At 70.9% G+C, this 12,258-nt stretch carries 11 protein-coding genes; 5 read left to right on the top strand and 6 right to left on the bottom strand.

Translation table 11 applies throughout. From position 1 onward, the window contains the following. Positions 1-6 precede the first annotated feature (6 nt). Positions 7-1,131: an RNA polymerase sigma factor SigF gene (locus tag AB0G32_RS11080; RefSeq protein ID WP_361161385.1), complete on the top strand. Its 1,125-nt coding sequence runs from the start codon at positions 7-9 to the stop codon at positions 1,129-1,131. A 71-nt stretch (positions 1,132-1,202) separates the two neighbouring features. On the opposite strand, the gene AB0G32_RS11075 is transcribed toward AB0G32_RS11080, so the two are convergent. Continuing rightward, a complete protein-coding gene (locus tag AB0G32_RS11075; RefSeq protein ID WP_361161383.1) occupies positions 1,203-1,661 on the bottom strand; it encodes a hypothetical protein in 459 nt (152 codons plus the stop codon). A gap of 182 nt (positions 1,662-1,843) precedes the next feature. Between AB0G32_RS11075 and AB0G32_RS11070 the strand changes: the two genes are divergently transcribed. Both AB0G32_RS11070 and AB0G32_RS11065 read left to right on the top strand, forming a co-directional pair. Then, positions 1,844-2,812, top strand: coding sequence for a diacylglycerol kinase family protein (locus AB0G32_RS11070; RefSeq protein ID WP_361161381.1), 969 nt, complete (start codon positions 1,844-1,846; stop codon positions 2,810-2,812). A 318-nt stretch (positions 2,813-3,130) separates the two neighbouring features. Continuing rightward, positions 3,131-3,388, top strand: a complete 258-nt coding sequence (locus AB0G32_RS11065) for a WhiB family transcriptional regulator (protein ID WP_003973730.1) — start codon at positions 3,131-3,133, stop codon at positions 3,386-3,388. 159 nt (positions 3,389-3,547) lie between these two features. On the opposite strand, the gene AB0G32_RS11060 is transcribed toward AB0G32_RS11065, so the two are convergent. Then, positions 3,548-5,014: a PAS domain-containing sensor histidine kinase gene (locus AB0G32_RS11060; RefSeq protein ID WP_361161595.1), complete on the bottom strand. Its 1,467-nt coding sequence runs from the start codon at positions 5,012-5,014 to the stop codon at positions 3,548-3,550. Between the two features lie 463 nt (positions 5,015-5,477). On the opposite strand from AB0G32_RS11060, the gene nagB reads away from it, so the two are divergent. Continuing rightward, entirely contained in the window at positions 5,478-6,263 is a 786-nt protein-coding gene (nagB, locus tag AB0G32_RS11055; protein ID WP_361161379.1) for a glucosamine-6-phosphate deaminase, read from the top strand. Positions 6,264-6,344: 81 nt separating this feature from the next. On the opposite strand, the gene AB0G32_RS11050 is transcribed toward nagB, so the two are convergent. The 4 genes from AB0G32_RS11050 to AB0G32_RS11035 all read right to left on the bottom strand — a co-directional run bounded on the left by AB0G32_RS11050 (position 6,345) and on the right by AB0G32_RS11035 (position 11,005). Next, entirely contained in the window at positions 6,345-7,829 is a 1,485-nt protein-coding gene (locus AB0G32_RS11050; RefSeq protein WP_361161377.1) for a glycoside hydrolase family 3 N-terminal domain-containing protein, read from the bottom strand. 8 nt (positions 7,830-7,837) lie between these two features. Then, positions 7,838-8,668, bottom strand: coding sequence for a carbohydrate ABC transporter permease (locus AB0G32_RS11045; protein WP_361161375.1), 831 nt, complete (start codon positions 8,666-8,668; stop codon positions 7,838-7,840). Then, on the bottom strand, positions 8,665-9,651 hold the full coding sequence (locus AB0G32_RS11040) for a sugar ABC transporter permease (RefSeq protein ID WP_361161373.1): 987 nt from the start codon (positions 9,649-9,651) through the stop codon (positions 8,665-8,667). Before AB0G32_RS11040 ends, AB0G32_RS11045 begins: the two co-directional genes overlap by 4 nt. Positions 9,652-9,742: 91 nt before the next feature. Then, positions 9,743-11,005 carry an extracellular solute-binding protein gene (locus tag AB0G32_RS11035; protein WP_361161371.1) on the bottom strand — a complete coding sequence of 421 codons (1,263 nt, stop codon included), beginning with the start codon at positions 11,003-11,005 and terminating at the stop codon, positions 9,743-9,745. Between the two features lie 449 nt (positions 11,006-11,454). Here AB0G32_RS11035 and AB0G32_RS11030 point away from each other — a divergent pair, with 449 nt between their 5' ends. Continuing rightward, positions 11,455-12,219, top strand: coding sequence for a GntR family transcriptional regulator (locus AB0G32_RS11030; RefSeq protein WP_361161369.1), 765 nt, complete (start codon positions 11,455-11,457; stop codon positions 12,217-12,219). Positions 12,220-12,258 lie beyond the last annotated feature (39 nt).

The raw sequence follows: 12,258 nt of genomic DNA, 5'->3' as shown, positions 1-12,258 counted from the left end.
GGGCCGGTGCGGGACGAAGAGCGCGGCACGCGGGAGCTGCCGGCCGAGGGCACACGTTCTCCGAGCGGGGCCCGCGGCAGGGCGGCCGGCATCGACGGCATTCCCGAGCAGGCCCGTCCGCATCCCGAGGACGCCGGTGTCCGGTCCGGCCTCCCGGGCGGCGGGCAGCGGGCCGGGGAGCCGGACGACGCCGTGCAGAGCGTGCCTTCGGACGGGCGGGGCGGGGGCGATCCCGTTCTGCCCGGCCGATCGGAGGCGAGGGCTCCGGAAAGGGCTACGGGCGGGACCATGAGCGAGCACGAGCGACACTCCGAGGACGAGGTGCCCGGCGCGCGGAGCGTGCCGGCGCAGCACGGCCGGCACGACCGGCACGACCCCCAGGACCGCAGCGGGGCGCGTGCCCTCTTCGCGGATCTGCGCCGCATGGACGACGGCAGCGCCGAGTACGCGGAGCTGCGCAACCGGCTGGTGCGCATGCACCTGCCACTGGTCGAGCACCTCGCCCGCCGCTTCCGCAACCGCGGCGAGCCGCTCGACGACCTCACCCAGGTCGCCACCATCGGGCTGATCAAGTCGGTCGACCGGTTCGATCCGGAGCGCGGCGTGGAGTTCTCCACGTACGCCACCCCGACGGTCGTCGGCGAGATCAAGCGGCACTTCCGCGACAAGGGCTGGGCGGTGCGGGTGCCGCGCCGGCTCCAGGAGCTGCGGCTGTCCCTGACCACGGCGACGGCCGAGCTGTCCCAGCTGCACGGCCGCTCCCCCACCGTGCACGAGCTGGCCGAGAAGCTGGCCATCTCGGAGGAGGAGGTCCTGGAGGGCCTGGAGTCCGCCAACGCGTACTCCACGCTGTCGCTGGACGTCCCCGACACCGACGACGAGTCTCCGGCGGTCGCGGACACCCTCGGCGCGGAGGACGAGGCGCTGGAGGGGGTGGAGTACCGGGAGTCGCTCAAGCCGCTCCTGGAGGATCTGCCGCCCCGGGAGAAACGCATCCTGCTGCTGCGCTTCTTCGGCAACATGACGCAGTCGCAGATCGCGCAGGAGGTCGGCATCTCCCAGATGCACGTGTCCCGGCTGCTGGCCCGCACGCTGGCCCAGCTGCGGGAGAAGCTGCTGGTCGAGGAGTAGGGCCAAGAGGAGCAGGGCCAAGAGAGCAGGGCCAAGAGAGCAGGGCCGAGGAGAGAGCTCCGCCGGCGCCGTTACCGCTGCGGCGGCCGGCCGGGTCCCCGGATGCCGAGGGCCCGGGTGGTCTCGGGGTTGACGAGCAGGACCAGCGCCGCGACGGCCACCGCGGCCAGCGCGATGCCCCCCGGGATCGCCATGCTGTCGGCCTGGAGCAGGTTGTAGGCCACCGGCAGCGCCATGATCTGCGTGATCACCGCCGGGCCCCGGCTCCAGCCGCGCCGGGCCAGCAGCCCCCGGGCGGCGAGCAGCGGCAGCAGGGCCAGGACGATCAGGGTGACGCCGCCGGTGACCGCCTGGGTGCGGTCGTCGGGGTGGCCCGTGAGACCGCCGACGAGGATCCAGGCGCCGCCGGCGACGAGTGCGAGGCCCTCCAGACCGGCGAGCGCCGCGGCGGCGGTCACCCGGGCGGGACGGGCGCCCGCCTCCTCGGCGGGGGCGGCTCCATCGGTACGGGGGTTCTGCTCGCTGCTCACCCCAGCAGGGTAGCCCGCACCGCGGGGCCGCTCCGGGGCGAGGTTCCCGTACCCCGTCGACCACCCGCCGCCGGGACCCTCTGCCAGTGCCGGGGGCGCCCGTGGTGAGGTTCACGTCGGTCAGGTGTCCTGATCCACCGATCGGCCTGGGCCCGGTACCACCCAGTAGGTACGCTCGTCCCATGCGTGCACTTCTCGTGGTCAACCCGGCGGCAACCACCACGAGCGCGCGCACGCGCGAAGTACTGATCCACGCGCTCGCCAGCGAGATGAAGCTGGAGGCGGTCACCACCGAGTACCGCGGGCACGCCCGTGACCTGGGCCGGCAGGCCGCGCAGAGCGACGACGTCGAGCTGGTGGTGGCGCTCGGCGGCGACGGCACGGTCAACGAGGTCGTCAACGGCCTGCTGCACGCCGGCCCCGACCCGGACCACCTGCCGCGCCTCGCGGTCGTCCCCGGCGGTTCCACCAACGTCTTCGCCCGCGCCCTCGGCCTGCCCAACCACGCGGTGGAGGCCACCGGCGCCCTGCTGGACGCGCTGCGCGAGGGCAGCGAGCGGACCGTCGGGCTGGGGCTGACGTCGGGCACCCCGGGGACCGAGGACGAGGCGGTGCCGTCCCGCTGGTTCACCTTCAACGCGGGCCTCGGCTTCGACGCCGGCGTGGTCGGCCGGGTCGAACAGCACCGCGAGCGGGGCCGGAAGTCCACCCACGCGCTCTACGTCCGTCAGGTGCTGCGCCAGTTCTTCGGCGAGGCGCACCGGCGGCACGGGACGATCACGCTGGAGCGGCCGGACGCCGACCCGGTGACCGATCTGGTGCTCTCCATAGTCTCGAACACCTCGCCGTGGACCTTCCTGGGCAATCACCCGATGTACGCGTCGCCTAAGGCTTCGTTCGATAAAGGGCTCGACGTACTCGGTCTCAGCCGCATGACGACGACCGCGGTCGCCCGGTATGGCACCCAGTTGCTCACTTCGTCCCCCGAGCGCGGACCCCACGGCAGACACGCGGTCTCTCTGCACGACATGTCCGAGTTCACCTTGCATTCGAAGGTCCCGCTCCCCCTCCAGATGGACGGTGACCACCTGGGGCTGCGCACGAGCGTGACGTTCACAGGCGTACGCCGTGCACTGCGTGTGATTGTGTGAGCAGAAGCGGCGAAAGTCCTTTCACTCGAACGTTTAGGCCACGGTCCACCCCTTAGAAGTACGGCTGTGACCTAGTCGACACCGAAGAATCAAAAAAAACTTTCCGGAAGGGGTTGTATCCGCCGCTGAGGTTTGCGAGTCTCTACGTGGCGATCGGGACGGCCCGCAACATCGGCCTCCACAGATCACCGGAACCCCTCTTCAAACCAAGGACCACGCCAGGGAACCTGGCAGTCGGCCCTTCCCTTGTTGAGGGATTCGTGAAAGCGTTCACATTCACAAGCAATCTGCATGTAATACCAAGGAGAGGTAGCAGCCATGGACTGGCGTCACCGCGCCGTTTGCCGCGAGGAAGACCCCGAGCTCTTCTTCCCCATCGGCAACACCGGTCCTGCGCTGCTGCAGATCGAGGAAGCCAAGGCCGTCTGCCGCCGCTGCCCCGTCATGGAGCAGTGCCTGCAGTGGGCGCTCGAGTCCGGTCAGGACTCCGGCGTCTGGGGTGGTCTCAGCGAGGACGAGCGCCGTGCCATGAAGCGCCGCGCCGCCCGCAACCGGGCCCGTCAGGCCTCCGCCTGACACACCCGCCCCACGACAGCCTCAGCTTGGCGGCGCGTACAGCGAGTACGCATCCCCCCGCCCCCGAGCCGCAGCGCGCAGTACCCCCGCAGCGAGCACTGGCCCCGGATCACTGTTGATCCGGGGCTTTTTGCTGCGCCGGGCACCGGCAGCAACCGCCTACTTCTGTGAGCGCACCGGCAGGTCGAGGATCACCCGGGTGCCGCCGCCGGGCGCCGGCACCATGTCGAAGGAGCCGCTCAGCTCGCCCTCCACCAGCGTGCGGACGATCTGGAGGCCGAGGTTGCCCGAGCGGTGCGGGTCGAAGTCCGCGGGCAGGCCGACCCCGTCGTCCTGGACGGTGACCAGCAGCCGCGCCTCCTTCGACGTGCCGCCGCGGACCGCGGAGACCTCCACCGTGCCGGTGTCGCCCTCCCGGAAGCCATGCTCCAGCGCGTTCTGCAGCACCTCGGTCAGCACCATGGACAGCGGGGTCGCCACCTCGGCGTCCAGGATGCCGAAGTGACCGGTGCGCCGGCCGGTGACCTTGCCCGGCGAGATCTCGGCGACCATCGCGAGGACCCGGTCGGCGATCTCGTCGAACTCCACCCGCTCGTCCAGATTCTGGGACAGCGTCTCATGCACGATGGCGATCGAGCCGACCCGGCGGACCGCCTCCTCCAGCGCCTCGCGCCCGCGTTCGGACTCGATGCGCCGGGCCTGGAGCCGGAGCAGGGCGGCCACCGTCTGGAGGTTGTTCTTCACCCGGTGGTGGATCTCCCGGATGGTGGCGTCCTTGGTGATCAACTCGCGCTCCCGGCGGCGCAGTTCCGTGACGTCCCGCAGCAGCACCAGGGAACCGATGCGGGTGCCCTTGGGTTTGAGCGGGATGGCGCGGAACTGGATCACGCCGTCGGCGGCCTCGATCTCGAACTCGCGCGGCGCCCAGCCGCTGGCCACCTTGGCCAGCGCCTCGTCCACCGGCCCGTGGGTCGGGGCGAGTTCGGCGGTGGTACGGCCCAGGTGATGGCCGACCAGGTCGGCGGCGAGGCCCATGCGGTGGTAGGCCGACAGGGCGTTCGGCGAGGCGTACTGGACGATGCCGTCGCCGTCGACCCGGATCAGGCCGTCACCGACGCGCGGCGAGGCGTCCATGTCGACCTGCTGGTTCTCGAACGGGAAGGCGCCCGCCGCGATCATCTGGGCGAGGTCGGAGGCGCTCTGCAGGTAGGTGAGTTCGAGGCGGCTCGGGGTGCGCACGGTCAGCAGGTTGGTGTTGCGGGCGATCACACCGAGCACCCGGCCCTGGCGCCGGACCGGGATCGACTCGATGCGGACCGGGACCTCCTCGCGCCACTCCGGGTCGCCCTCGCGCACGATCCGGCCCTCGTCCAGGGCGATGTCCAGCATGGGGCGCCGGCCGCGCGGGACGAGGTGCCCGACCATGTCGTCCTGGTACGAGGTGGGGCCGGTGTTCGGCCGCATCTGCGCGACGGAGACGTACCGGGTGCCGTCCCGGGTGGGGACCCACAGGACCAGGTCGGCGAAGGAGAGGTCGGAGAGGAGCTGCCACTCCGACACCAGCAGGTGCAGCCATTCCAGGTCGGACCTGTCGAGGGCGGTGTGCTGGCGTACGAGTTCGTTCATGGAGGGCACGGGGTTGAGCGTACCTGGCGGTACGGACCGCCCCCGGAATCAGCCGCCTTCGGGCCCCTGGGGGGCACCCGCGGGCCGCGGCGCCTGGGAGGGACCCTCAACCCTCCCGGCACCGCAGCCCGGAGCAACCACGGCCGTGGGGTGTGCGGTCCCGGTCGGCCGAAGGTCGAGGAGCCGGAGCAGTCAGGGCAGAGAGCCTCGGATCCTCGGTCCGCCCTCCTGTGCGGGGAGAGCGGAAGCATGACGTCATTCTGGACTAGACCACTAGTGGTGTCCATGCATCGGAACGGGTCAGTCGTTGTCGGTTTCCCACGACTGCTCGGACGTCCGAGCAGTCGGCAGCAGCCTAGCCCGGACGGGGCAAGCGCGGGACCGGTAAGGGGCCGCTCTGTTAGATTGGTCCGAGGATTGGTCTAAACCACAGAACGGCTAAACCACAGAACGGCAGGCCAGCGTGGAAGTTGTCATCGTTTCGGACGCCAGGGCGGGCGGCGAGCTGATCGCCGAGGCCATGGCGCAGCTGCTCAGGCGCAAGTCCGACGCCCTGCTCGGGGTGGCCACCGGCTCGACGCCACTGCCCGTGTACGAGGCGCTCGCGGCGAAGGTGCGCGCGGGTTCGGTGGACACCGCGCGGGCCCGGATCGCCCAGCTCGACGAGTACGTGGGGCTGCCGGCCGACCATCCGGAGTCGTACCGGTCGGTGCTGCGGCGCGAGGTGCTTCAGCCGCTCGGCATCGGCATGGACGCGTTCCTGGGGCCGGACGGCACGGCGGCGGACGTACAGGCGGCGTGCGAGGCGTACGACCGGGCGCTGGCCGGGGCCGGCGGGGTCGACCTCCAGCTGCTGGGGATCGGCACCGACGGGCACATCGGTTTCAACGAGCCGTGTTCCTCGCTGGCCTCGCGGACCCGGATCAAGACGCTGACCGAGCAGACCCGGGTGGACAACGCGCGGTTCTTCGGCGGTGACATCGCGCAGGTGCCGCACCACGTGATCACGCAGGGCATCGGCACCATCCTGGAGGCCCGGCACCTGGTGCTGCTGGCCACCGGCGAGGGCAAGGCGGACGCGGTCGCCGCGACGGTGGAGGGACCGGTGGCGGCGGTGTGCCCGGCCTCGGCGCTCCAGCTCCACCCGCACGCCACCGTCGTGGTCGACGAGCCGGCCGCGTCCAAGCTGAAGCTGGCCGACTACTTCCGGCACACCTACGCCAACAAGCCGGAGTGGCAGGGCATCTGAGTCCCCGGTACGGACGGACGGACCGAAAAGGCGCCGGCTCCCTCTCAGGGGGCCGGCGCCTTTCGCGGTACGTACCTGCCATCACACCCCCGCGACGACCTCCGCCGCCGCCCGGCCGCAGACCCGGGCCGCGCCGTGGGTGGCCAGGTGGAGGGCGCCGCGGGGCGGGGCCTGCGGGATGCCCATCTCGACCACGATCGTGTCGGGGCGGGCGGCCAGCAGGGTGTCCAGGGCCGTCGCCATCCAGGGGTGGCGGTGCTCGTCGCGGACCACGGCCACCACCCGGCGCGCCCCGGCCGCCCGCAGCACCTCGGGGCCGGCCGCCGGACCGGTGAAGCTGCCCGTCTCCGTCCCCGGCAGCAGCCGCGACAGCTCGGCGGCGACGCCCCAGGGGGTCTCGTCGCCGACCGCGATGTTCGGGGCGGGGGTGAGCTGGGCGACGTAGGGCGGTGCGGTGAGGGGGGCGAACGGGGCGCCGGTGACCCGCAGGGCGCGGCGGGCGGCGCGCAGGCCGACCTCCGGGTCGGGGGCGGGCCGGGTGCCGGAGTTGCGGGCGGCCGTCGTCCAGCGGGCCAGCGAGCGGACCCGTTCGGCGGCGTCGGCGAGGCGTTCCTCGGGCAGTTCGCCGGCGCGGACGGCGCCGACCAGGGCGTCCCGCAGCCGCCGTACGGTGTCCTCGTCGCTGAGGCCGCCGCCCACGCAGATGGCGTCGGCGCCGGCCGCGATGGCCAGGGCGGTGCCGCGTTCGATGCCGTAGGTGCCGGCGATGGCGCGCATCTCGATGCCGTCGGTGACGATCAGGCCGTCGTAGCCGAGTTCCTCGCGGAGCAGTTCGGTCAGCACCCGCCGGGAGAGGGTGCCGGGAAGGTCGGGGTCCAGGGCCGGGGCCAGGATGTGGGCGCTCATCACCGCGCGGGTGCCGGCGGCGATCGCGGCGCGGAAGGGGACGAGGTCGCGCTCCGCCAGCACCGTGGCGTCCGCGTCGATCCGGGGCACCGCGTGGTGGGAGTCGACGGCGGTGTCGCCGTGGCCCGGGAAGTGCTTGGTGCACGCCGCCACGCCCGCCGACTGCAGGCCGGTGACATAGGCGGCGGTGTGCCGGGCGACCAGGGCCGGGTCGGCGCCGAAGGAGCGGACGCCGATCACCGGGTTGTCGGGGTTGGCGTTGACGTCGGCGGCCGGGGCCCAGTCGAAGTCGACGCCGCAGGCGGCGAGCCGGCGGCCGAGTTCGGCGGCGACCGCCCGGGTCAGAGCGGTGTCGTCGACCGCGCCGAGGGCGTTGTTGCCGGGGAAGGACGATCCGGTGCGCACCTCCAGCCGGGTGACGTCGCCGCCCTCCTCGTCGATGGCGATCAGTACGTCGTCGCGTTCGGCGCGGACCTGCGCGGTGAGCGCGGCGACCTGCTCGGCGGTGTGGATGTTGCGGCCGAACAGGGCGACCGCGGCCAGTCCTTCGCCGAGCCGGCGCAGCAGCCAGTCGGGGGCGGTGGTGCCGGTGAAGCCGGGCTGGAGGACGGCGAGCGCGTCGCGGGTGAGGGTGTCGGTGCCGCTGGTGAGTGTCGTCATCGGTGGCGTCAGCCCTTCACGGCACCGGCGGTCAGGCCGCTGACGGCCCGGCGCTGGAGGAAGACGAACAGGATCAGGATCGGGATGGCGAAGAGCGAGGAGGCGGCCATGGTCGCGCCCCAGTCGTCGCCGAAGACGGTCTGGAAGCTGGACAGCCACAGCGGCAGGGTCTGCGCCCCGGCCTCCTTGTTGACCACCAGGACCAGCGGGAACTCGTTCCAGGCGGTGATGAAGCCGAACATGGAGGTGGACATCAGGCCCGGGGCCAGCAGCGGCAGGATGACCAGCCGGAACGCCTGCGGGCGGGTGCAGCCGTCGACCATCGCGGACTCCTCCAGCTCCTTGGGCACGGCGGCGACGAAGCCGCGCAGCGTCAGGATGGTGAAGGGCAGGATCATCATCGTGTAGAAGAGCGTCAGCGGGACCAGGCTGTTCAGCATCGAGGCGTCCCGGACGATCATGTAGATCGCGATGATCATGACTTCCCAGGGTGCCATCTGGGCACACATGAAGCCGATGATGAAGCCGCGCCGCCCCTTGAACCGCATCCGGGCCAGCGCGAAGGCGCCGAGCAGCGCGACGACCAGGGAGAAGACCACCGCGAGGACGGTGACGATCAGCGAGTTGGCGACCATCGTCCAGAAGTTGTCGGCGTCGATCGCCGTCCGGAAGTGGTCGAAGGTGACCTCGGTCGGGAACCAGACCGGGGTCTCCGAGATGATGTCGCCGGTCGGTTTGAACGCCGTGGCGAACATCCAGTACACCGGGAAGACGAAGCCGATGAACAACACGACGGCCGTGACGTTGGGCCACAGGCGGCCGAAGAGCGAGCGCTTCACGCCTCGTCCTCCTCTTGCTTGAGCACGATCCTCAGGTAGTACGCGGTCAGGCCGAGCATGATCAGGATGGTCAGGACGGCGATCGCCGCGCCCATGCCGTAGTGCTGGTTGCCGACGCCCTCGACGTAGGCGTAGACGGGCAGGATCTCGGTGAGCCGGTCCGGGCCGCCGCCGTTGAAGCTGAAGACCTGGACGAACGCCTTGAAGACCCAGATGATCTCCAGGAACGTCGTCGCGTACAGGAACGGCCGCAGGAACGGCATGGTCACGGTGGTGAAGCTGCGCCAGACCCCGGCCCCGTCCAGGGCGGCGGCCTCGTAGAGCTCGCCGGGGATGGTGGTGGTCGCCGCGTAGAGGTTGATCGCGACGAACGGGATGGACATCCAGACGATCAGCAGGGTGACGACGAAGAACGTCGACAGCTGGCTGCTGGTCCAGGAGTAGTCGGCCATCGAGTGCCAGCCGAGCTTGTCCAGGACCCAGTTGACGACGCCGAAGCGCTGGGCGAACAGCCACTGGTAGACAGTGGTCGCCGCGACCACCGGCATCGCCCAGGCCAGCACCAGGCCGATCAGCAGGGTGACTCGCATCCGCTTGCCGAGCCGGGCCAGCAGCAGGCCGGTCAGGGTGCCCGCGATCATGATCAGGGCGACGTTGACCGCCGTGAACAGGATCGAGCGCAGGGTGACCCGCCAGAAGTCCTCGCCGGTCAGGACCTGCTTGTAGTTCTCGACGCCGTTCCACTCGGTGGCGTGCTGGATCAGCTGCGCCATGTTGAGGTTCTGGAACGACAGCAGCAGGTCCTTCAGCAGCGGCCAGCCGAGCAGCAGCACGGTGGCCGCGACGGCGGGCAGCAGCAACAGGTAGGGGGCGAGCCGGCCGGCCCGCGACCCGGCTTTCGGGGCCGGCCCGCCAGCTGCCCCACCGGCCGTCCCCCGGACGTCCGACGGGCCGGACGGCGGCCGTTCGGTCTGCACGGTCATGCTCGCGATCTCTCTACTCGGCCTGTACGACACCGGGCACGGGGACCGGTACGGCAGCCGGTCCCCGTGTCCGCCGAAGCGCTTGCGGCTGCTACTGCTGCTGCGCCAGGCGCTTGTTGAACTCGCCCTCGACCTGCTTCGCGGCCGCCGCCGGGGACTTCCCGTTCAGCACGGCCGTCATGTACGTCTTGATCGGGTTGGGCGCGTTCTCCACCGCGGCCCACTCCGGGATCAGCGGCGTGGTGCCGCCGACCGCGGCGGCCGGCGCGGCGGCCTCGGCCGGGGCGTTGCCCTTCAGGTTGGTCTGCAGCGACTCCTTGTTCGGGATGACGCCGTTCTCCTTGGCGAGCTGGCCCTCGAACTTGTCGGACAGGGCGAGCTTCAGGAACTCCTTGGCCAGGTCCTGCTTGCTGGAACCGGCCGCGACGGCCAGGTTGGAGCCGCCGAGGAAGACGCCCTCGGGCTTGTCGGCCGTGGCGCCCGGGATGGTGAAGTAGCCGATGTCCTGCTCGATCTTCGGGTTGGCCTGGATGGCGGTGGCGGCCTCCCAGCCCATGCCGATGAAGGCGCCGACGTCGCCCTTGGCGAACACCTCGGCCTGCTGCGGGGTGGCCTCGTCCTTGTCCTTGGGGGCGTCGGAGAGGGCCTGGAACTTCTGGTAGGTCTCCATCGCCGCGGTGACCTTGGGGTCGTCGAGGTTGGAGACGTACTTGTCGCCGTCCTTCTTGACCAGTTCGGCACCTTCTCCGACCACCAGGCCGACGAAGTGGTACCAGTTCTGACCGGGCAGGTAGATCGGCTCGGCGTCGGTCTTGTCGCCGATGGTCTTCAGGTCGGCGTAGAACTCGTCCCGGGTCTTGGGCGTGTCCTTGATGCCCGCGTCGGCCCAGACCTGCTTGTTGTAGACGACGACGCGGTTGGCGAAGTACCAGGGCGTCGCGTACTGCTTGCCCTCGTAGACGGACGAGGCGTTGAGGGACTCGGTCCAGTCGCCGCCGATCTCGGACTTCAGGTCACCGAGGTCGGCGAGGCCGCCGGTCTTGGCGTAGGCCGGGGTCTGGGTGTTGCCGATCTCGAAGACGTCCGGCGGGTTCTCCTCGGAAAGGGCGGTGGTCAGCTTCTGCTGGATGCCGTTCCACTGCTGGATCTCGAACTTGACCTTCGATCCGGTCTGCTTCTCGAAGGCGGCGCCCAGGTCCTTCTGCCACTTGTCCGGGGAGGAGCCGTCCATCACCCACACGGTGAGGGTCTGGCCCTTCGTCCCGGCCTCGCTGTCGCCGCCGTCGCCCCCGCACGCCGCGATGGAGACCATCATGCCCGCGACACCGATCGCGGATATCAGCTTGCGCTTCACGCCACCCTCCTCAGGGATGCCACAACCCCCCTGCCTCCCCGCGGTAACTCGCCGACGCGTGACCGCCCTTGGGGCCGGGACTGGACCAATGGTGTAGACCAGTACGGGGAGACTGGCCCAGACCAATAAGACTGTCAAGGGTGTTCCACCACCCTCCGGGCCTCCGTGATGCGACCGAGATATGCAGGGTTCCTTCATTCCGCGAGCCGCCGCCCGGACCCCGCCCGGCGCCTGTACCAGACCGCCGCGGACCGCGGTCCGAAGGGGCTCCGCGGGCGCGTACCACCGGGTCTTGACGGCGCGGTGGACTAGACCAACGGGGGTCGCGCAGGTATACAGAGTGAGTCACGGAGCGTGCGGGGCCACCCGGTAGCGAGCCGTGCCACGATGTGAGCCGTGGCCGACCGGGGACGTCGGCCGCTTCGGCATCCGGAGCCGGGAAGGCAGCGATGAGCACCGACGTCAGCAGTGCGGAGAACGAGGGTGGGGCGAGTGTCCGTACCGCGCGCGTGCCCAAGTACTACCACCTGAAGAAGCACCTGCTGGACATGGTGCGGACCCAGGCGCCCGGCACCCCGGTCCCGCCGGAGCGCACGCTGGCCGCCGAGTTCGACACCTCCCGCACCACGGTCCGCCAGGCCCTCCAGGAACTGGTGGTCGAAGGCCGCCTGGAGCGCATCCAGGGCAAGGGCACCTTCGTCGCCAAGCCCAAGGTCTCGCAGGCGCTGCAACTGACCTCCTACACCGAGGACATGCGCGCCCAGGGCCTGGAGCCCACCTCGCAGCTCCTCGACATCGGCTACATCACCGCCGACGACCGGATCGCCGCGCTCCTCGACATCACCGCCGGCGGCCGGGTGCTGCGCATCGAGCGGCTGCGGATGGCCAACGCCGAGCCGATGGCCATCGAGACCACCCACCTGAGCGCCAAGCGCTTCCCGGCGCTGCGCCGCTCGCTGGTCAAGTACACGTCCCTCTACACGGCACTCGCCGAGGTCTACGACGTCCGCCTGGCCGAGGCCGAGGAGACCATCGAGACCTCGCTGGCCACCCCGCGCGAGGCCGGCCTGCTCGGCACCGACGTGGGGCTGCCGATGCTGATGCTCTCCCGGCACTCCCGGGACCGGGACGGACAGCCGGTGGAGTGGGTGCGGTCGGTGTACCGGGGGGACCGGTACAAGTTCGTGGCCCGGCTCAAGCGGCCGGTCGAGTAAGCCATTTGAGGCGTCCGCGTACCTAGCCGAACGGCGCTC

The organism is Streptomyces sp. NPDC023723 (assembly GCF_040639815.1).
Lineage (GTDB): Bacteria > Actinomycetota > Actinomycetes > Streptomycetales > Streptomycetaceae > Streptomyces.
The sequence above is the reverse complement of the archived record's forward strand: the minus strand, read 5'-3'. Positions and strand labels throughout refer to the sequence as shown.